The sequence below is a fragment of the Helicobacter cinaedi PAGU611 genome (genome assembly GCF_000284635.1).
GTDB lineage: Bacteria > Campylobacterota > Campylobacteria > Campylobacterales > Helicobacteraceae > Helicobacter_C > Helicobacter_C cinaedi.
Genome location: NC_017761.1, coordinates 507533 through 526856, shown reverse-complemented (window position 1 = coordinate 526856; position 19324 = coordinate 507533). Strand labels below are relative to the sequence as shown.

Sequence of the window (19324 nt, the reverse complement as noted above, 5' to 3'; positions counted from 1 at the left end):
TCGTGTAAAATTTAACAATTCCTTATATAATTAGCACTTTTATAATGAACGCGTTTTGACACAAGGGATAAAATAAATGCTTGATTTTCAGTTTATGCAGCAATGTGTGCCGATATTTGCTAAAGCTCTCTCTTTGACACTTTATATTTCATTTTTTGGCATTTTGCTTTCACTTCTTATTGGCTTTATCTGTGCGTGGATTTTGTTTTTAAAAGTCCCTTTTGTGCGGTATCTTGTTAATGCCTATGTGGAAGTGGCGAGAAACACGCCCTTGCTTATACAGCTCTTTTTTCTCTACTATGGATTGCACGGGGTTATGGGCATTTCGCTTAGTGAATATGTTTGTGCGATTACAGGCTTGGCATTTTTAGGTGGGGGCTATATGTGTGAGAGTTTTCGCACCGGCTTAGAATCTATGAGCAAATCCCAAATTGAATCTGCCCAAAGCATAGGGTTAAACTCATTTCAAATGATGCGATATGTAATCTTGCCTCAATCCCTTGGCGTTGCCCTGCCCTCAATTGGTGCAAATGTCATTTTTCTACTCAAAGAAACTTCAGTTGTAGGCGTCATCGCCCTTGCTGATGTGATGTTTGTAACCAAAGATATTATCACAAACTACTACAAAACAAATGAAGCCCTTTTAATGCTTATCTTAAGCTATCTTGTGGTGCTTTTGCCTTTGTCATTTGTGTTTTCACTACTTGAAAAGTCCTATAAAAAAAGGGTGCTGTAATGGAGATTTTTTTCATAGGTTCAAATTTTATGCGTTTATTACAAGGGGCAACACTTACTTTGGAAATCGCCCTTATATCCATTATCTTTTCCACACTTGGTGGGCTTGTGCTTGGCTTTATTATGGCTTGTAAGAATCTTATTATTGTAAGTTTATGCAGATTCTACCTTGAGTGCATTCGCATTATTCCCATTTTGGCGTGGCTTTTTATTGTCTTTTTTGGAATCTCGCAATATTTTGATATAAGCCTAAGTGCCTTTCAAAGTGCCATTATTGTTTTTAGTTTATGGGGTATAGCAGAAGTTGGCGATTTGGTAAGGGGGGCTATCACCTCATTGCCAAAGCACCAAGTGGAAAGTGGCAAGGCATTAGGACTGCAGCAGTGGCAGATTATGCTCTATATCATATTCCCTCAAGCCCTGCAAAGATTACTCCCCTCAATTGTTTCCCTCTCAACCCGTATGATTAAGACAACTTCACTTGTAGCCCTAATTGGAGCGGCAGATTTATTACAAGTGGGACAGCAGATAATTGAACTGAATAAATCCCAAACAAATGCAAGTTTTTGGGTATATGGCGGAATCTTTGCGACATATTTTCTTTTGTGCTATCCGCTTTCTTATCTTAGTAGAATCTTGGAGAAAAAATATCAATGAGTGAAATCTTACTTGACATACGACATTTAAAAAAGACTTATGATGGCAGTCATTTTGTATTGAACGACATCTCTATGCAAGTCAAAAAGGGCGAAGTGGTAGTAATTTTAGGAGCAAGTGGCTGTGGCAAAAGCACCTTTTTGCGTTGCATTAACGGACTAGAATCTATCCAAAGTGGAGAGATTCTATTAAATGGCACACTACTCAATCACAAAAAAGCAAAGTGGAGTGCTATCCGCCAACGCATAGGTATGGTGTTTCAAAGTTACGATCTTTTTCCACATATGAGCGTAATGGATAATATTTTACTAGGACCGCTCAAGGTGCAAAAGCGTGAGAAAAAGGAGGTTGTAGCCCAAGCCACAAAGCTTTTAGAACGCGTGGGATTAGCCCAAAAAATGTATGCTTCACCAAAAGAGCTAAGCGGAGGACAGAAGCAACGCGTAGCCATTGTGCGTGCATTATGTATGAATCCTGAAATTATGCTTTTTGATGAAGTTACCGCATCACTTGATCCAGAGATGGTAAAAGAAGTGCTTGAAGTGATTTTGGAACTTGCTAAAGAGGGAATGACTATGCTTATTGTAACGCACGAAATGCGATTTGCTAAAAAGGTGGCGGATAGAATCTGCTTTTTTGATGAGGGCAAACTCGCAGAAGAGAGTAGCCCAGAAGTATTTTTCACAAATCCCACAACCCAAAGGGCAAAACGATTTTTAAATGTCTTTGAACTTTAAAGGCTTTTTAACTTTTATGTAAAGAAGTGGATTTAAAAATATTAACAAATAGCAAGACTAGAATCTAGGCAATAAGATTCTATTTTGCTACACTCACAAGCCCACGCTCACAAAGTTTAGATTCTTAAAACAACTTCTTACCCACGCTCCCAAGCCTATTTGCTGCTCTTAAACAAATCTCGCATTAAATTCTATCAGTCTTTAGCTCATACACAATAGGCAACTCTATTTTTGTCGTTACACTTAACCTTGGGAAATCCCTTTGTGCTTTTTTGATAGCATTCATCGCAGCGACATTAAAAGGATCGTGCGGACAAGGCTTAATAATGCGGATATTAGCCACCTTACCATCTTTATATATCACAAACTCCACTATCACCTCCCCTTCTAAGCCTCGCTTTCTTGCCATATTTGGATATTTATTTTTGCGATCAATGGCGCGTTTGATTTGAGAAAAAGTCTCATCTTCATCACCATTTCTATACGAAAGCGTTTGGATAATCTCGCCCTCTTCTGCCTTTTCATCAGGCTTTGCCTTTGGAGCTGGGGTTGGTGGGGGGCTTAGCTCTTCTTGCTTGGCAAGTTTGCCCTGCTTTTTGACTTGCTCTTTTTGAATCTGCTTTTTATGTTGTCGCGTAGGTGTAGGCTTTGGCTTTTCCACATTTTCTTGATTTGAAGGGGCTTGAAATGTCGCTAGGGCAATTGTTGTGATATTATCGCCATTTTGCTGCAACTCCACATTGTGAAACACACCAAAAAGCCACACAACAAGCCCGATATGAAGCACAAAACTTATAGCAAAACCTAAAAAAGCAGGTGTAAAAAGACTTGATTTTGTAGCATTTTTATTTGGATTTTGTTGAAATGCCGAAGTTTTCATGCCCTTTCTCCTTTAAAATATCCACAATTTGTATAAAAGTCTCAAATTTAGAATCCTTATCACTTTTGAGCTGAATGAGTGTCTTATTATCAATCTTTGCAATCTGCTCTTTTAAAGATTCTATCTCTATTTGCTTATCATCAAAATATATCACATTCTTATCATCAATAGCGATGATGACAGGCTTTTCATCTTGTTTTTGCTCATTTTGACTAGCATAGGGTAGCTCTACTTTAATCTGCCCTTGCGCGATGAAAGTAGAGACACTTAGCACAATAGCTAAAAGCACGAGCATCACATCAATGAAAGGGACGATATTTAAGCCATCTTTTTTTGGGATTCTCATTTTCTAGCCTTGTTTTTTCAAAAACTTATAGCGATTAAGCAAAATATCCATTTTACGCACAAAGCAGTTATACACAATCAAAGTAGGAATGGCTACAACAAGCCCTAGAGCCGTCGCCTTTAACGCCGTAGATAGCCCCACCATAATGCTTTGAGCGTCCATTCCCCCACTCATTCCCATATCATAAAAAGTTATCATTATCCCAACAACCGTTCCCAAAAGCCCCACATAAGGTGCATTGGAGTAAATGATATACAATGCGGTGAGATTCTTGCTCAATGCCTCTTCTAGCACATTTTCATCAGTGTATTCACCCACATTGATTTTTGCATAAAATATCACTCGCTCACAGCTTAGCCACACCGCCACAAAGCTCATAAGACCCAAAATCACAAAAATAATATGATCTATATAATCTTTCAAAATGTCCATTATCCTGCTCCCACAATATACCTTAATCAGTCAAAAAATATGAATCTTCATCATTTTTTTAGCCTTAGCATATTATAAAAATCATTCTTAAAATAACTTTACACTTCCTTTTAAATCCACTTAAATTTCACACTTCTATGCCTTATAGTTTTTGGCAATCTATGCTACAATATAGGCATTTATGCTTTTTCACACAAGAACACACTAAGACATAAGGAAGCAAAAATGAAGCAAAACATTATCCGCTTTAGCGTATCTCTACCGCAAAATCTCTTAGACACTCTTGATGAAAAGCTCACGCACAAGGGCTATTCATCGCGTTCAGAGCTTGTTAGAGATATGATACGAGAAAAGCTCAATGAAGAAGTATGGAGTAATGGAGACGAAAGCACACAGGGCGTGGCTGTTCTAACTATTATCTACGATCATCATCAACGCGAACTTAATCAGCGTATGATTGACATTCAGCACATAAACACGCATAATGGGAATGTTGAGATTCTCTGCAATACCCACATTCATTTAGATCATCACAACTGTCTTGAGACAATCATTCTGCGTGGGGAGGGCAAAAATATTGAGAATCTTAGCATTGAAATTGGCGGACTAAAAGGTGTGAAATTCTCTAAGCTCACGCGTGCAAGTCGCTTTGAGTAAGCTAGACTATGGATACAAGCAATCTCAAACAAGATTCTACATATTTTATCGCCATTTATGGTGGGAGCTTTGACCCGCCGCATTTGGCACATTTGGAGATTCTAAAAATCCTAAATAATAATCCCTTTTGTATTCGCACTATTCTTTTGCCAAACTACCAAAATCCGCTCAAATCAAAATCCCTTTTTAGCCCAAATGAACGCCTTAAAATGTGTGAGATTCTAGCCCAAATAAGTGGAGATAAGACTACAATCAGTGATTATGAGATAAGGCAAAATCGCCCAATACACACGATCACAAGCATTCGCACTTTACAAAAGCAAATTTCTAGCTTTTTAGATTCTAATCAGCCAAATTCTAGCCCACAAGCAAAACTTTGTTTTGTTCTAGGCAGCGATAGTTTTGAAACCCTGCATTTATGGAAAAATTCACAATCTTTATGCGAACTTGTGGAGTTTATTGTTGTGAAGCGAGAAACTAGCACTATAACCCACCCGCAGAATCTTACGCCAAAGATGCGAACAAGTATCAATCTTTCGCATTTTAACGCTATTTCATCAAGCAAAGTGCGAGAGCTTCTACACAAGGGCGAGATTAACAAAGCACTAAAAATGTTACCACAAGAAATTTTTCCTTTTATCCACGCACATTTTAAGCTATAATATCGCCTTTTTAAGTCATTTTAAAGGAGCAAACTTGCAGACAGATTCCATCAAAACACAGCTAACAATCAGTGAAAGATTGCAGCATATCCAAACGCTTTTAGAGGATAAAAAGGGGGAGGATATTGAGATTTTTGATTTAAGCGGGAGGGATTATATTGTAGATAAGGTTGTGATTGTGAGTGCGATGATAGGACGGCATTCCTTTGCTTTGCTAGATCATTTGAAAACGGAGCTAAAGCCACAGGGCGAGATATTTTATGCCACAGAAGAAGAGAGTGATGATTGGCTTATTGCGGATTTGGGGGATATTATGATTCATATTTTTACGCCAAATCATCGCAAGAGATTTAACCTTGAAGAGTTTTTAAACACGATAATAAATGATAAAGCAAGGCTAGAATCTTAAGTATTTATCCACATTATTTAACAAGTTTTGATTTAACGAGTTTTGCTTGTTGAGACTAAGAGTTTATGTCGCTTTGATTACAACACAAATTTATTAGAATCTTTTTTAAGATTCTATGCTTTTTCACATCTTTTACACAGCACCGCAGCGATGGCAAATCCTCCATCGTGGCTGATACTTAGGGCTATCTCATCTATGCCAAATTCACGCATTTTACTTTGAGTAAGATTCATAAGCGGTGCATTTTTAGAATCCTTACTAATAGTCATATCTAAAAAACTAAGCTCTTTGCAGATTCCAACGCCTAGTGCCTTAGCACAAGCCTCCTTTGCCGCCCAAAACCCCGCTATGCGAGAAATATTAAAAGCCTTGCTAGAATCTTTGTAGCAAAGCTTTATCTCATCGGCAGACAAAAACCGCCTAAGCCCCTTTATACCAAAACGCTCTACTAGCCTTTGCATACGCTCTATGCTAACAATATCAATCCCTAGCAATCCCTAGCTCACCACAAATTCAACAAAAAATACATCAAACACCTTGCCGTCCATCAAAAATTCGTTAATGCGTTTGACAATCTCATCTTTTACGCGACTTTTACCCTTTGTCGTTGCCACATCTTCAATAGACTTAGATGAGAGAATCTCATTCACAACATCTTTAATCATCGGCATCTTATTATCAAGCTCGGCTTTTGTCGCCATAGCCTTTGCCTCATCTTTATCAAGCTCAAATTGCATACTTGTTTTAAGGTATCTTTTGCCTGTTTGTGTCATAAGATTCACAGTAAAAGGAATAGGACCTTCCGCTGGGTAAATAAGACCGGGCTGAAGCTTATCTACACTCCGCACAGAGATTGTATTGCCTACAATAATTTGTGCTGCTTTTTGTGAGGGTTGGGTAGCTTGAGTTTTCACCTGTGGGGTGTTCTCTTGCTTTTTTTCTCCCTCATCATCTCCACCCATAAGCATAAACACCACAATACCAACCAAAATCAGTAGCACCACAACAATGCCAATCACCACAAACAAAATTGCTTTGCTTTTTTTCTCTCCCCCGCTCTGTGGGGCTGCTTTTTCTTCTTCTGCCATTTTAATCCTTTGCAATATAATAAGTTAGAGTGCTTTTGCCAAAACTTCGCATTTTATACCGTATATACACGCCCAACATCTCCGGCATATTATACCCACTCAAATGCTCAAAAACAATAAACCGCACCCCACAAGGCTTAAGATTCCCAACCAACGCAAAAAGTCGCTCATATATGTCCTGCATTCCCTGCCGTATGCAAAAAGGCGGGTCCAAATACAAGATGACTTTTTGCGTATGAATAAAGCCTTGTGTAAAAATATCGGTGCTGAAAAAATCGGCATTAAAGGTAGAAAATTTTAATATCTTTCCTAGCTTTTGTGCTGCATTTTTAGCATTAGCAAGATTCTGGCATAAAATTTTATATGCCTCTGTGTCTATTTCATAAAATACCGCTTCACTCGCCCCAAGTGAAAGTGCCTCAATCCCCATAGACCCACAGCCCCCAAATCCCTCAATAAACACACAATCTACAATCTCACTTTTCATTGTATTAAAAAAAGATTCTTTTACAATGGATTTTGTTGGGCGTGTAGAAGATTTAGCATTCCATATCAGCTTTAAATGCTTTAAGACTCCCGATTGTATATAGAATCTTGGCTGTTTATCATTTGCCCCCTTTGTTTTTATCATTTGTGCCTTTACACTTAGTGCTTTTGCCATATCCGCCGCCTTATATGATATTCAAAGGATCAATCTCAATCTCGCAGAGATTTTCCGCTTGCAAACGCACATAATGCAAAAGCCCTAGCAATTCACGCGTAGAAGCACTTCGCACAAGTAGCACAAAGCGATATTTATCATACAATCGCTCAAGTAACGCCTTGCAATCCCCCACAATCTCTACCTGCCCCAATGGATACTCCTGCAATAAGTTTCGCACCTTTGCTAGATTCTCTAACGCCTTTTTTTCGCTTCTATCCATAAAAGTCAAAGTCGCTAACCGCACAAATGGCGGATAAATCTTAGGGCGAGAACTAAGCTCAAAATGTAAAAAATCTTCATAATCCCCCAAAAACTGCTCCAAAAATGCCCCATTTGCACTCTCAATCCACACTTCCCCATCATACTTCCGCCCAGCTCTCCCAGCGATTTGATATAGCAGACTTGATGCCCGCTCATTACAGCGATAATCCGCACTTTTTAACACATAGTCAATGCCTAGCACCACCGCCAAATTCACATTATGGTAATCGTGTCCCTTGCTTAGCATTTGTGTGCCAACAAGAATGTCAATCTCCCCGGCATTAAAGGCTTTTAGCGTATCTTTGAGCCTTTTGTGCGTTGTGATATTATCCCTATCAAAAAGAGCAACTTTAGAATCCGCAAAAACTCTTTGTAAAAAATTAGCCACTTGTGCCGTGCCTATGCGAAAAGAGTTAAGATTTTCACTCCCACATTGCGGACAAGCCCTAGGGATAGCCCTGCTCCAATGGCAGTAATGACACATCAGTGCATTTTTATCAAGGTGCAAAGACATATTGACTGAGCAAAACGCACATTCCACCCCACTGCCACAAGTTTGACACACAAGCATTTTGTAATGTGCGCGAGTGGGTAAAAATACAATCACTTGCTCTTTTTTCTCAAGCTTTTGGCGGATTTTTTCTATCATTTCTGTGGGCAACAAGGCAGATTCTGTATCATTTGCAGAGTTGGCATTTGTATCACTTAGAATCTTAATATGCTTTTTAGAGCCAAAATACTGCCCTTTCAAACGATATAAACTCTTTTGCTTTGTAGCATAAAAGTAGCTTGACACGCTTGGCGTAGCCGAGCCTAAAACAACTTTCATCTCACTTTGTTTTCCAAGATACAACGCTAAATCCCGCGTATTATAATGTGGCACACTTTGGGATTTATACGCATCATCGTGTTCTTCATCTACAATCACCAGCCCAAGATTCTTAACAGGCAGGAAAAACGCACTTCTAGCCCCAGCAATCACGCGTATATCGCCATTATGAAGCTTATCTAAAAACTTTTTCTTTTGTGCTTTTGTAATTTTGCTATGCCAAATCCCCACCATATCGCCAAATACTGCCCTAAGACGGGATTCTATCTGTGGAGTTAGGGCAATCTCTGGCATAAGAAAAAGGGCATTTTTATTCTCATTTAGCGTTTGAGCGATAAGATGAATGTAAATTTCTGTTTTCCCACTGCCTGTATCGCCAAAAAGCAAAGGATTTGTATGTGTTTGTAAAAAATGCAAAGCGTCATTTTGTGTGAGATTGAGCTTCACTTGTGGGACAATATCCACTTTAGAATCTTCATTCCCTTTATCTTTTGCAACACACAAAGATTCATCAAAAGGCGTGAAAAGCGAGTAAGAGAGACTTAAACTCACGCAATAATACTGCATAATAAATTCAGCTAACATTTTTTGATGGGGCAAAAATCTTAAATGCGTTTTTTCTAGAATCTTACATTTAAATGTGGGGGTGGGTGTAGATTCTAATACAACGCCCAAACACTCTTTATTTCGCACATTGATAGAGCATAGCTCATCTTTCACACATTGCGTTTCACTGCCATAAGTCAAAACGGGGGATTTTAAGCCAAGTGGGGCAATAAGGTAATAATACAAACTTCACCTTTAAGCTTAGGGGCATATCATTAAAGCATATTTCCCAATGCTTCAATTTGCACGCTCTGTTGCGGGAGATTATCCGCACTTTCAAGGGATTTATACAAATTTTCAAGGGATTTGCAAATAAGAGCGTATTCTTGGGCTTTTGTAATGTAGAGTTTTAAAAGGGTGAGCGGCTCAACCTCTTGCATAAAAAGCGTCTTAAGCTCTGCTCTTACCTCATCGCATAATGGATCAAGCGAAATGGTATAGCGTTTGCCATTTAGGGCTATTTCTAGGCTTTCTTGTGCCATTATAGCCCTTGGTTATTATTTGAATCTAAAGCTTCATCGCTAAAAAAGCTTGTTTGCTGATTTGTAGGGCTACTGCTTTCGCCGTGCAACCCCTCATCAATTTTTGCAAAAAGATCTTCAAAACCCCTATCTTTATTTGCAATCTCTTCATAAAGATTTGAAATTTGCGTGTCTTTTGCCTCGTTTTGTGCCTTGAGTGAGGCAATCTCAAGCTGTAAAGATTCTATTTCTTGTCGTTGTGATGTAATTTTGGAGAGCATTTCTTCTATTTTTTGGGAGAGTTTTTCCATAACACTACTCATTGCCAATCCTTTAATTGTGAAAATGAAGTATAATTCTAACACAAAAATTTCAAGGAGTGCGGAAAAAATGGCAAAATTTATCCTAGAATCCCAATATGCTCCAGCAGGAGATCAGCCCCAAGCCATTACAAAAATCACAGATTCTATTCTTAATGGAGCGAAGTATTCCACACTTGTTGGCGTTACAGGCAGTGGGAAAACCTACACGATGGCAAATATCATTGCCAAGCTCAATCTCCCAACTCTCATTATGACGCATAATAAAACCCTAGCCGCCCAGCTTTACAGCGAATTTAAGGGATTTTTTCCAAAAAACAAGGTGGAGTATTTTATCAGCCACTTTGATTACTACCAGCCAGAGGCGTATATCCCACGCCGAGATTTGTTTATAGAAAAGGATTCTAGTATCAATGAAGATTTAGAACGCTTAAGACTTTCAGCCACGACTTCACTTCTAGCCTATGATGATGTGATTGTGGTAGCTTCAGTGTCGGCAAACTATGGGCTAGGCAACCCGCAAGAATACTTAACAATGATAGAAAAGCTAGAAGTGGGGCAGAGCTACACGCAAAAAGCCTTGCTTCTAAAGCTTGTCAATATGGGCTATACGAGAAATGACAGCATTTTTGAGCGGGGGAATTTCCGTGTAAATGGTGAAGTGGTGGATATATTCCCTGCGTATAATGAAAATGAGTTTATCCGTATTGAGTTTTTTGGCGATGAGATTGAACGCATTGGGGCTTTTGATGCGTTGGAAAGGCAGAATCTAGCGTGGCTAAAAAGCTTTGTGCTGTATGCGGCAAATCAATTTATCGTAAGTGAAAAGCGATTGCAACTTGCCCTGCAAAATATAGAATCTGAACTTGAAATGCGTTTGCAAGAATTTGAGCTAGAAAATAAGCAAATAGAATATCAGCGTTTAAAAGGACGCACGGAGTTTGATTTAGAAATGATTAGAGAATCTGGAATCTGCAAGGGGATTGAAAACTACGCTAGACATCTCACAGGCAAAGCCCCGGGCGAGACGCCTTATTCCTTGCTAGATTATTTTGAGCAAAAAGGAAAGCCATATCTTATTATCGTTGATGAATCTCACGTGAGTTTGCCGCAATTTGGTGGAATGTATGCGGGGGATAGAAGCCGCAAGGAAGTGCTTGTGGAATATGGCTTCCGCCTACCTAGTGCGTTAGATAATCGCCCTTTGCGTTTTGATGAGTTTATCAATAAAGCCCCGCATTTTCTTTTTGTCTCTGCCACCCCTGCAAAGCTAGAGTTAGAGCTTAGTCAAAGCCATATTGCCGAGCAGATTATCCGCCCAACAGGGCTTTTAGATCCGCTGTATGAAGTGCGAGATAGTGATAATCAAGTGCTCGATTTATACGATGAGATAAAACTAAGGGTGGAAAATAATGAACGAGTGCTTATCACCACACTGACTAAAAAAATGGCAGAAGAGTTAAGCAAATATTATGGGGAGCTTGGAATCAAGGTGCGGTATATGCATAGTGATATTGACGCCATTGAGCGAAATCATCTTATCCGTTCGCTGCGATTAGGGGAATTTGATGTGCTAATTGGCATTAACCTTTTGCGTGAGGGGCTGGATTTACCGGAAGTTAGCCTAATAGCCATAATGGATGCGGATAAAGAAGGATTCTTACGCAGTGAGACAAGCCTTATTCAAACAATGGGGAGGGCGGCTAGGAATGTCAATGGCAAGGTGATTTTATATGCTAAAAAAATTACAGGCTCTATGCAAAGGGCGTTTGATATTACAGACTATCGCCGAGCCAAACAAGAAGCATTTAATAAGGAGCATAATATCACGCCAAAGTCCGTGCAAAGGGGGCTTGAAAGTGAGCTAAAAATAGAATCTAGTGGCTTATCACGGCTCTATGAAAAAGGAAATAAAAAGATTCCAAAATCAGAGCGAGATTCAATCATTAAAGACTTAACGCTTAAAATGCAGCAAGCCGCTAAGGCATTGGAGTTTGAAGAAGCAGCTAGAATCCGCGATGAGATAGCTAAAATCCGCAAGATGTAAAAGCTTAAATGAAAAAGGCTTTTTTTTGAATCTTTATCCTGCAAAACATTATGACTTTGTAGCAAAATGATACAAATCAAAAAAAAAAAAAAACGCTCTTCACTTTATAGGCTTATGCCTACATTTTTTTATAATGCGATGTCTTGTATAACAAGGACAAATTGCATTTTAAGGAGAAACAATGTTTCAATTTACCATATCTGTGGGAAATTTTATCGTCAAGCTATGCTATGTGCTAAGTCTTGTTGGTGCTGTTCTTTACGGCATAAGTTTTCTATCGCCCAATAATGTTTTAGGTGGTTTAATGGCTATCATTGCCGGAGTATTGCTAGTCATCTTAGCTTTTTACTTACTTTTTCATTATTGATATTCATCAGCAGCTTATAAATCTTAATGCTAAACTTGATAAGAAAGAAAACAAGGAAAGTCTCTAAATCTCCCATTTTTCAAAGGAGCTTTTAGAATCTGCAATCCACCTTTAAAGTGGATTGCAAGAATTAGTGAGACACCGCTTCACTTGCACCGACACCGCTTTGAGCGCGGAAGTCTTGAGATTCAAAGCCACTTCTATCAATCTCCGCTCGTTTAGAGCCATCAAGCTTAGAGATAATAAAAATTGCTATAAAAGTCAAAGGCATTGTAAAAATTGCCGGATGATCATAAGGGAAAATAGCCACTTCAAAGCCAAAGCTTTTCACCCAAATGCTAGGACTTAAAACAACAAGTGTCAGCACTACAACAAGTCCTATCAGCCCACCCCAAAACGCACCTTGAGTTGTAAGATTTTTCCAATAGATTGAAAGCAACAAAATAGGGAAATTCACACTCGCAGCAATCGCAAACGCAAGTCCCACCATAAAGGCGATATTTTGCTTTTCAAACAAGAATCCTAACGCGATAGCTAAAACCCCTAAGAATATAGTCGCACCTTTTGTTACTCTCATCTCTAATTTAGAATCGCATTTGCCATCTTTGCAGACATTCACAAACAAGTCGTGGCTTATAGCCCCAGCCCCAGAAATCGCAAGACCCGAGACTACCGCTAAAATCGTAGCAAATGCCACCGCTGAAATAAAGCCTAAAAAGACATTGCCACCAAGCACTTCAGCCAAGCTGATTGCTACCATATTTGCCACACCACTATAAGAGCCATCGGGCTTTGTAAATTCAGGATTCCCATAAAGCAAAGCGATAGCCCCAAAGCCGATGATAAAGGTAAGGATATAAAAATACCCAATAAGCCCTGTGGCGTAGAACACTGATTTTCTAGCCTCTTTTGCGTCTTTCACCGTGAAAAATCGCATTAAAATATGTGGCAATCCTGCTGTCCCAAACATCAAAGCAAGTCCAAGTGAAAGGGCAGAAATCGTATCGGGCAAAAACGCACCCGGCGACATAATCGCTTCACCTTTTGGGTGATGAGAAATGGCTTGTGAAAAATAATAAGTAAGATCAAATTTTGTCAAATACAACACCATAATCGCCATAAAACTAGCCCCTGCCAAAAGCAGCACAGCCTTGATGATTTGCACCCAAGTTGTCGCGTGCATTCCGCCAAAGACAACATAGCAAATCATCAAAATCCCAACTAAAATCACAGCAATGCCATAAGGAAGTCCAAAAAGCACTTGTATGAGCTGCCCTGCTCCAACCATTTGAGCGATAAGGTAAAATACAATCACGCTTAATGCTGAAATGGCAGAGATAACGCGGATAGGCTTTGCATCAAGGCGATATGCGGTAATATCAGCGAAGGTAAATTTCCCAAGATTGCGGAACTTTTCAGCGATTAGAAACAATATAATAGGCCACCCAACCAAAAATCCAATAGAGTAGATTAGCCCATCAAATCCATTTGTAAAAACTAACGCTGTAATACCCAAAAAACTCGCAGCACTCATATAATCCCCAGCAATCGCAATACCATTTTGCATACCTGTAATATTGCCACCAGCAGTGTAGAAACCGCTTGCGGATTGACTCTTTTTATTAGATAAATAGGTAATAAATAATGTTGCCAAAACAAAGGCTAAAAACATACCGATAGCAACCGGATTCACATCTGCCTTTGCACCACCTGCATCAAAAGCCGCACCAAATGCAGAGCCACCTGCTAATAAGCCTAACCCTGCAACCAAAAGTTTTGCATTTTTCATTCTCCACCTCCCTTTGCTATGCTAGATTCTGTAAAATTTTTATAATCAATCTCACCATTTTGAAGAGGCTTTATCACATCACTTTCTTCTAACTCACGCAAAATCTCATCTTGATCTTTATCAAAATATGAATTTGCCAAAAAAGTGTAAAGCCCTGTCGCCACAACAGACAAAACAATCAAAAAGACTCCTACAATAATTCCAAGCGTAATTGAGCTAGGTCCCAAACGATAACCAAGCACTTCAGGAGCAAGTCCTACACCTAGAATAAAAATATAGTAACAAGCGAGTATTACCAATGAAAGCACTAAAGAAATTTTGTTTCGTTTAGAAACAAAATTCTTAAATCTAATAATGGCTTTTAGCTGATTTTGAGATAGTTTCATAACTCTCCTCCTTTTTGTGTATTTTTGTATATTTATGCCACTTATATAGATACTAAAAGTAACATACTCCTATGCTACAATAAAATATATGTAACTAAAAATAATTTATACCAACTCATTTTTAAATGGTAAAAAAGTAACATAACACTATATTTTAATATATTTTTAAGCTAAAAATATAAAAGTAAGTTGAAAATATGTAAGCAAAAAAGAAGCTACTGCAAATGCACAAAATCCTATGAAAATACAAAAAAGAGAAAACAAAAAGAATCTAGCAGAAAATCCCCAAGCCTACAAAAAGTCAGGCTTAGAGAAACGAGAAAAAAGATTAAAGCTTGTTAGCGTGTTTGCTTAGGTAGTCTGCCACACCTTTAGCGTCAGCTTTCATACCTTCATCGCCTTTATTCCAGCCCGCTGGGCATACTTCGCCGTGTTCTTCAACAAACAGCATAGCATCAACCATACGAATCATTTCATCAACATTGCGTCCAAGTGGCAGGTCATTAATCACAGCGTGGCGAACAACTTTATTTTTATCAATCAAAAAGCTCCCGCGAAGTGCAACCGCACCATTAAATAGCACATCATAATCGCGTGAGATTTGCTTTGTCAAATCTGATACCATAGGGAAGCTCACTGCGCCAATCCCACCTTCATTGACAGGCACATTTCTCCACGCAAAATGCACTTCTTTAGAATCAATAGAAACGCCAATCACACTTACACCACGCTCTGCAAAGTCTTTCACGCGTTTATCAAATGCAATAACCTCGCTTGGACACACAAATGTAAAGTCCTTTGGCCAGAAAAACACTACGGCACCATTTTTGCCGATATTGTTATACAAATTGAAGCTGTCTTCAAATGTCCCATCTGCCTTAATTGCCTCAGCCGTAAAATCCGGTGCCGGTTTTGTAACTAACATATCAAACTCCTTAAGAAAAAATATTGATAATAAATCTATTATCATAGGCGTAATTGTATTTTATGCAAGTAACTCAATCCTAAATGATAATTTATTTCTTTTAGATTCTTTTGTTTTTCACATATTTTTCACCCCAAAAGCTAGAATCTAGCCTTTTCAAGCCATTTTATAGAATCTAAAATATAAATCTTAAAAACAAATCCTAACCTTCGCCCAGTAGCTCCTGCCCGGCTCGTAGATTCTCGTTGTTGGGGCTATGTCACCTATACCTACGCCATTTTTAGAGAGATGATAGGCATAAAGCGTATTTGTGAGATTATCCACACCAGCAAGTAGCATAAAATATTTGCGTTTATAGCCACCATAAAGATTCAAAGTTACAAAGCCCTGCATCCTGCCTAAATCCTTGCCAACCACACTACCATAATCAAGCATATAGCGGTGCTGTGCCGCATTAGCAATCATATCCAAACGCAAAAGCCACCCACCATTATCGTAAAAAGCTGAAAGTTGCCCTTGTAATGGTGGAATCTGTGGCAGTGGTGAGCCAACTTTAAATCCTACTACATTTTTTAGATTCTCCGCATAAATGTAGGCAAGTGAGCCATAAAAATGTAAGCTTTTCCACGCGATATATTCTGCCTCAAGCTCCCCACCGCCCAAAAACACATTTGTATTAAACGCATTTGTCGCACTTCCATAATGTAGCACAATATAATCCACAATATGCGACATAAATGCCGAAGCCTTAGCATTAAAGCTATCCACTTGATACACAAGCCCCATATCAAGCTGCGAATTTGTCTCTGGCTTTAGCTCCATACCCCCACCCTTGCTCCGCTCCCAAAAGTCCGCACCCCTTTGGGCTACACCCACGCCACTATATAATGTCAGCGTATCAAAATACTTCTCATACCGCAAAAAAACCGCTACCAAGGTGATTTTGCACCTCTTTATCTGTGCTGTGTTGCAAGGTGGAGAGCGTATCATATCTTGCCCCAAAGGCTATGCTATGACTAGATTCAGGCATATACTGCCCTTGTGCGAAAATACCCAGCGTTTGAAAGGTAAAGTTTGGCTTGTAAGCTTGATTTAAAACTGCATTTGCCTCATTCTTGCTTGGGCTGTCTCTTAGCATACGCGAAGCGTGAAAGTCGTGGTTATAGTTCCCACCCACATAGAGTTCCCACGCATTTCCAAAGTAAAATTTTCCCTCCACTCTCCCACCGGTATTTGTGCGTTTAGGGTTGCTGACATTATATTTATTATCCACAACTTGCCGATATGAAAAATTATCCATAATATGATCAATCTCATTCCGCCACAGCCGCACTTCAAGACTATCAAAAGTATCGCTAATGTGCTGCTTATACGCAAGATTATATGAGATTCTATCAAAAGTCCTTGCGTCCATTGCCCTATCAGCATACGAGGCATTTCCACGCCCCAAATCAATATCTAGCTCCAAGGCTGTATTTTGCGTTGGTGTGAGTGTGCCTATAAGGCTTACAGATTCTCTATTATAGGCAGAATGCACCACCTTATTATCCCCGGAGCGATAGTCCCTAGATTCATAATGCGAGTAGATTGCTTGAATCTAGCCATATTTGCCCCCAGCCAACACATTTGCATTTGCATCAAATCTTCCAAAACTCCCATACAACGCACTGCCATCAAAGGTAAATTGCGATTTACTAAGCCTTAAAATATCACGATCAATAGCACCCCATACCGCACATCTTGAGAACCTTTTAAAATGCTAATACGATTATAGTTTTCAGGGAAAACATAAGTGATAGTTGTATCCATTCTCCCGCCACACGCACCGCTTAGATTCCCACCATTAAGAAAAATAGGCAGTCTTCAAGCACCTTGAGCGCGAAAGGCGATTTCACTGCCACCACCACCCTTGCGTGTCATTGAAAAAGCTGGAATCTGCAACATAGACTTTGCCACATCACCACTATGCAAGGGCGTATCCCTACCTTGCCAAGACAGATGAGTGGGATTTTACAATACATCTCTTTGCAAAGCAACCACAACTGAAGGGGGCAGTTTTCTCTCTCTAGCAGGATAAGCTTTAGAATCTTGCAAAGTATGAGATGAATCTGCGTGAGCTTGAGTAGCAGGCAAGGGATTCTCGCTGATTAGAGTATCAGCATAGCCCACACTTAGCATATTTACACAAATGCAGACTTGCCAAAAACGCCTTTTCACACTCATTCTCCACCCCTTATCTGCCATTTCAAGCCACCCAACATCTCACTCCACATTCCCAATAAAGATGAGATTCTAATAAAACAAGGTAAAATAAAAGATTTTGCAAAGCAAAACAATATTCTACTACCTTTAATCTATCACGCCTTTATGACAATTAATTTTTCTTTGTTATAAGACATATGAGAAATAGTTTTACCCTTTACAGATAATATCAAAAGGAATCTTATGCAAAAATGTGCGTTTTTTGATAGAGATGGTGTGATTAATGAAGATTTGGGCTATGTGTATAAAAAAGAGGATTTTGTCTTTTGCAATGGGCTTTTTGAGCTTTTAGCCACGCTTAAAAAGCAAAACTATTTGTTGCTAGTAATGACAAATCAATCCGGCATTGCACGAGGCTACTATACGCAAGAAGAGCTTTTTATTTTACACCAATATATGCAAGATACGCTCACACATAAGCTAGGATTCTGTTTTGATAGAATCTACCACTGCCCACATCTGCCAAGCCAAAACTGCGAGTGTAGAAAGCCAAATATCGGTATGGTAAAGGCTGCGTTAAAAGATTTTGAGATTGATTTAAAGCAGTCGTTTTTTGTAGGCGATAATATCACAGATATGCAATGTGCGGAGAATGCGGGTATTTGGGGTAAATTTTTGCTACAAAAAGATGAAAAAAATACTGAATCTAGCCAACACAACATCAAAAATCTACAAAAAATTAGCACTTTGCACCAACTCCATAGTATAATACAAGCCACCAAACCATAAGGCAAAAACATTTTCAAGGAGTAGGCAATGAAATACATTTATGATGATTTAGCGGATAAAAAGATTCTTATTACCGGTGGGGCGGGATTTATCGGGAGCAATCTTGCATTTTATTTTCAAAAGCACCACCCACAAGCCCAAGTTTTTGTCTTTGATAAATTCCGCAATGATGAGCTTTTCCCAAGTGGGAATCCAACTTCTCTAGGGCATTTTAAAAATCTCATCGGTTTTAAGGGCAATGTGATTGTAGGCGATATTAACAATGCTAAGGATTTAGAAAAGCTAAGGGCGTATGATTTTGACATTATCTATCATCAAGCGGCTATTTCTGATACCACCGTTCTCAATCAAGAGCTTGTGATGAAAACAAACCACGAAGCATTTTTAAACCTCCTTGAGATTGCTAAAGATTGTGAAGCTATTATGATTTATGCCTCTTCAGCAGGGACTTATGGCAACTCCCCCGCACCAAACATCGTAGGACAGGGTGAAAATCCAGAAAATGTATATGGATATTCTAAGCTTTGTATGGACGAAAGTGTAAGAAAAATCCTTCAAAATGAGTCGCACCGCCACATCATCGGGTTGCGATATTTTAATGTCTATGGGGAAAGGGAGTTTTATAAAGGTAAAACGGCTTCTATGATACTTCAGCTTGGACTACAAGCCCTAGAGCATAAAAAAGTGCGATTATTTAAGCACGGAGAGCAAAAAAGGGATTTTGTGTATATAGAAGATGTGATTCAAGCCAATGTCAAAGCCATAGAAGCCCAAAATGGCGGAATCTACAATGTCGGCAGTGGAAAAGCACGAAGCTTTAATGACATTGTTGCTACTCTCAAAGCTGGGCTTGGGGACTTTGAAGTAGAGTATTTTGATAATCCTTATAGTTTTTTTCAAACACACACAGAAGCGGACATCACGCAAACACAGCAGGATTTATCCTACACGCCACATTTTAATCTTGAATCTGGCATAGAGCGATATCTACAAGAGATTAAAAACATTTTTGCTAACAAAGCTCACAAATAGGGTG

The 19324-nt window shown here is 39.1% G+C and carries 27 protein-coding genes; 10 read left to right on the top strand and 17 right to left on the bottom strand.

Features of this window, described 5'->3' with window-relative positions:
• The first annotated feature begins 76 nt into the window (after positions 1 to 76).
• From HCN_RS02590 to HCN_RS02580, 3 genes are read left to right on the top strand one after another with little or no spacing between them, the layout of a single operon-like run.
• Positions 77 to 736, top strand: a complete 660-nt coding sequence (locus HCN_RS02590; RefSeq protein ID WP_014666461.1) for an amino acid ABC transporter permease — start codon at positions 77 to 79, stop codon at positions 734 to 736.
• The gene (locus HCN_RS02585) at positions 736 to 1392 is read left to right on the top strand and encodes an amino acid ABC transporter permease (protein ID WP_014666460.1); all 657 of its coding nucleotides are present in this window, start codon (positions 736 to 738) and stop codon (positions 1390 to 1392) included. The genes HCN_RS02590 and HCN_RS02585 overlap by 1 nt, the downstream gene beginning before the upstream one ends.
• Entirely contained in the window at positions 1389 to 2129 is a 741-nt protein-coding gene (locus HCN_RS02580) for an amino acid ABC transporter ATP-binding protein (protein WP_014666459.1), read from the top strand. Before HCN_RS02585 ends, HCN_RS02580 begins: the two co-directional genes overlap by 4 nt.
• A 184-nt stretch (positions 2130 to 2313) precedes the next feature.
• Here HCN_RS02580 and HCN_RS02575 read toward each other — a convergent pair whose 3' ends face one another.
• Genes HCN_RS02575 through exbB form a run of 3 tightly spaced genes read right to left on the bottom strand, consistent with a single transcriptional unit; the run spans position 2314 to position 3787 of the window.
• Complete coding sequence (locus HCN_RS02575; RefSeq protein WP_014666458.1) at positions 2314 to 3009, bottom strand: energy transducer TonB; 696 nt, start codon at positions 3007 to 3009, stop codon at positions 2314 to 2316.
• Positions 2975 to 3355 carry a TonB system transport protein ExbD gene (gene exbD / locus HCN_RS02570; RefSeq protein WP_014666457.1) on the bottom strand — a complete coding sequence of 127 codons (381 nt, stop codon included), beginning with the start codon at positions 3353 to 3355 and terminating at the stop codon, positions 2975 to 2977. Before exbD ends, HCN_RS02575 begins: the two co-directional genes overlap by 35 nt.
• A 3-nt stretch (positions 3356 to 3358) precedes the next feature.
• Positions 3359 to 3787, bottom strand: coding sequence for a TonB-system energizer ExbB (gene exbB, locus HCN_RS02565; RefSeq protein WP_002956984.1), 429 nt, complete (start codon positions 3785 to 3787; stop codon positions 3359 to 3361).
• A 225-nt stretch (positions 3788 to 4012) separates the two neighbouring features.
• Here exbB and nikR point away from each other — a divergent pair, with 225 nt between their 5' ends.
• From nikR to rsfS, 3 genes are read left to right on the top strand one after another with little or no spacing between them, the layout of a single operon-like run.
• Positions 4013 to 4444 carry a nickel-responsive transcriptional regulator NikR gene (gene nikR / locus HCN_RS02560; protein WP_002956985.1) on the top strand — a complete coding sequence of 144 codons (432 nt, stop codon included), beginning with the start codon at positions 4013 to 4015 and terminating at the stop codon, positions 4442 to 4444.
• 8 nt (positions 4445 to 4452) lie between these two features.
• A complete protein-coding gene (gene nadD, locus HCN_RS02555; RefSeq protein ID WP_002956986.1) occupies positions 4453 to 5106 on the top strand; it encodes a nicotinate (nicotinamide) nucleotide adenylyltransferase in 654 nt (217 codons plus the stop codon).
• 34 nt (positions 5107 to 5140) lie between these two features.
• Complete coding sequence (gene rsfS, locus HCN_RS02550; protein ID WP_002956987.1) at positions 5141 to 5515, top strand: ribosome silencing factor; 375 nt, start codon at positions 5141 to 5143, stop codon at positions 5513 to 5515.
• A gap of 113 nt (positions 5516 to 5628) precedes the next feature.
• Here rsfS and acpS read toward each other — a convergent pair whose 3' ends face one another.
• The 6 genes from acpS to HCN_RS02520 are packed head-to-tail and all read right to left on the bottom strand — an operon-like array spanning position 5629 to position 9786.
• Positions 5629 to 6009 carry a holo-ACP synthase gene (gene acpS / locus HCN_RS02545; RefSeq protein ID WP_014666456.1) on the bottom strand — a complete coding sequence of 127 codons (381 nt, stop codon included), beginning with the start codon at positions 6007 to 6009 and terminating at the stop codon, positions 5629 to 5631.
• 3 nt (positions 6010 to 6012) lie between these two features.
• Positions 6013 to 6603 (bottom strand): flagellar basal body-associated protein FliL, encoded by a 591-nt coding sequence (fliL, locus tag HCN_RS02540; protein WP_002956989.1) that lies wholly within the window; start codon positions 6601 to 6603, stop codon positions 6013 to 6015.
• A gap of 1 nt (position 6604) precedes the next feature.
• Entirely contained in the window at positions 6605 to 7264 is a 660-nt protein-coding gene (gene rsmD, locus HCN_RS02535) for a 16S rRNA (guanine(966)-N(2))-methyltransferase RsmD (RefSeq protein WP_014666455.1), read from the bottom strand.
• 10 nt (positions 7265 to 7274) lie between these two features.
• Positions 7275 to 9188 carry a primosomal protein N' gene (locus tag HCN_RS02530; RefSeq protein ID WP_014666454.1) on the bottom strand — a complete coding sequence of 638 codons (1914 nt, stop codon included), beginning with the start codon at positions 9186 to 9188 and terminating at the stop codon, positions 7275 to 7277.
• 29 nt (positions 9189 to 9217) lie between these two features.
• Entirely contained in the window at positions 9218 to 9484 is a 267-nt protein-coding gene (locus tag HCN_RS02525; RefSeq protein ID WP_002956992.1) for a hypothetical protein, read from the bottom strand.
• Positions 9484 to 9786, bottom strand: coding sequence for a hypothetical protein (locus HCN_RS02520; RefSeq protein WP_014666453.1), 303 nt, complete (start codon positions 9784 to 9786; stop codon positions 9484 to 9486). Before HCN_RS02520 ends, HCN_RS02525 begins: the two co-directional genes overlap by 1 nt.
• A 67-nt stretch (positions 9787 to 9853) precedes the next feature.
• Here HCN_RS02520 and uvrB point away from each other — a divergent pair, with 67 nt between their 5' ends.
• The gene (gene uvrB / locus HCN_RS02515) at positions 9854 to 11830 is read left to right on the top strand and encodes an excinuclease ABC subunit UvrB (RefSeq protein WP_014666452.1); all 1977 of its coding nucleotides are present in this window, start codon (positions 9854 to 9856) and stop codon (positions 11828 to 11830) included.
• Positions 11831 to 12011: 181 nt separating this feature from the next.
• The gene (locus HCN_RS02510; RefSeq protein ID WP_014666451.1) at positions 12012 to 12197 is read left to right on the top strand and encodes a hypothetical protein; all 186 of its coding nucleotides are present in this window, start codon (positions 12012 to 12014) and stop codon (positions 12195 to 12197) included.
• 130 nt (positions 12198 to 12327) lie between these two features.
• On the opposite strand, the gene HCN_RS02505 is transcribed toward HCN_RS02510, so the two are convergent.
• The 8 genes from HCN_RS02505 to HCN_RS02485 form a co-directional block, all read right to left on the bottom strand.
• Complete coding sequence (locus HCN_RS02505; RefSeq protein WP_014666450.1) at positions 12328 to 13986, bottom strand: cation acetate symporter; 1659 nt, start codon at positions 13984 to 13986, stop codon at positions 12328 to 12330.
• Positions 13983 to 14372: a DUF485 domain-containing protein gene (locus tag HCN_RS02500; RefSeq protein WP_014666449.1), complete on the bottom strand. Its 390-nt coding sequence runs from the start codon at positions 14370 to 14372 to the stop codon at positions 13983 to 13985. The genes HCN_RS02505 and HCN_RS02500 overlap by 4 nt, the downstream gene beginning before the upstream one ends.
• A gap of 328 nt (positions 14373 to 14700) precedes the next feature.
• The gene (locus HCN_RS02495; protein ID WP_002956997.1) at positions 14701 to 15297 is read right to left on the bottom strand and encodes a peroxiredoxin; all 597 of its coding nucleotides are present in this window, start codon (positions 15295 to 15297) and stop codon (positions 14701 to 14703) included.
• A 189-nt stretch (positions 15298 to 15486) separates the two neighbouring features.
• The gene (locus HCN_RS12350; protein ID WP_014667524.1) at positions 15487 to 16218 is read right to left on the bottom strand and encodes a TonB-dependent receptor domain-containing protein; all 732 of its coding nucleotides are present in this window, start codon (positions 16216 to 16218) and stop codon (positions 15487 to 15489) included.
• Entirely contained in the window at positions 16208 to 16834 is a 627-nt protein-coding gene (locus HCN_RS12345; RefSeq protein WP_268899031.1) for a TonB-dependent receptor domain-containing protein, read from the bottom strand. Before HCN_RS12345 ends, HCN_RS12350 begins: the two co-directional genes overlap by 11 nt.
• Positions 16804 to 16956: a hypothetical protein gene (locus HCN_RS11415; protein ID WP_158309887.1), complete on the bottom strand. Its 153-nt coding sequence runs from the start codon at positions 16954 to 16956 to the stop codon at positions 16804 to 16806. The genes HCN_RS12345 and HCN_RS11415 overlap by 31 nt, the downstream gene beginning before the upstream one ends.
• Positions 16957 to 16998: 42 nt before the next feature.
• Positions 16999 to 17106, bottom strand: coding sequence for a Plug domain-containing protein (locus HCN_RS12475; RefSeq protein WP_220703538.1), 108 nt, complete (start codon positions 17104 to 17106; stop codon positions 16999 to 17001).
• Positions 17107 to 17307: 201 nt separating this feature from the next.
• The gene (locus HCN_RS02485) at positions 17308 to 17520 is read right to left on the bottom strand and encodes a hypothetical protein (protein WP_014666448.1); all 213 of its coding nucleotides are present in this window, start codon (positions 17518 to 17520) and stop codon (positions 17308 to 17310) included.
• Positions 17521 to 17742: 222 nt separating this feature from the next.
• Between HCN_RS02485 and HCN_RS02480 the strand changes: the two genes are divergently transcribed.
• Together HCN_RS02480 and rfaD are read left to right on the top strand one after the other, a co-directional pair.
• Positions 17743 to 18288: a D-glycero-alpha-D-manno-heptose-1,7-bisphosphate 7-phosphatase gene (locus tag HCN_RS02480; protein WP_002957000.1), complete on the top strand. Its 546-nt coding sequence runs from the start codon at positions 17743 to 17745 to the stop codon at positions 18286 to 18288.
• 27 nt (positions 18289 to 18315) lie between these two features.
• Positions 18316 to 19320, top strand: coding sequence for an ADP-glyceromanno-heptose 6-epimerase (gene rfaD, locus HCN_RS02475; protein WP_002957001.1), 1005 nt, complete (start codon positions 18316 to 18318; stop codon positions 19318 to 19320).
• Positions 19321 to 19324: the final 4 nt, after the last annotated feature.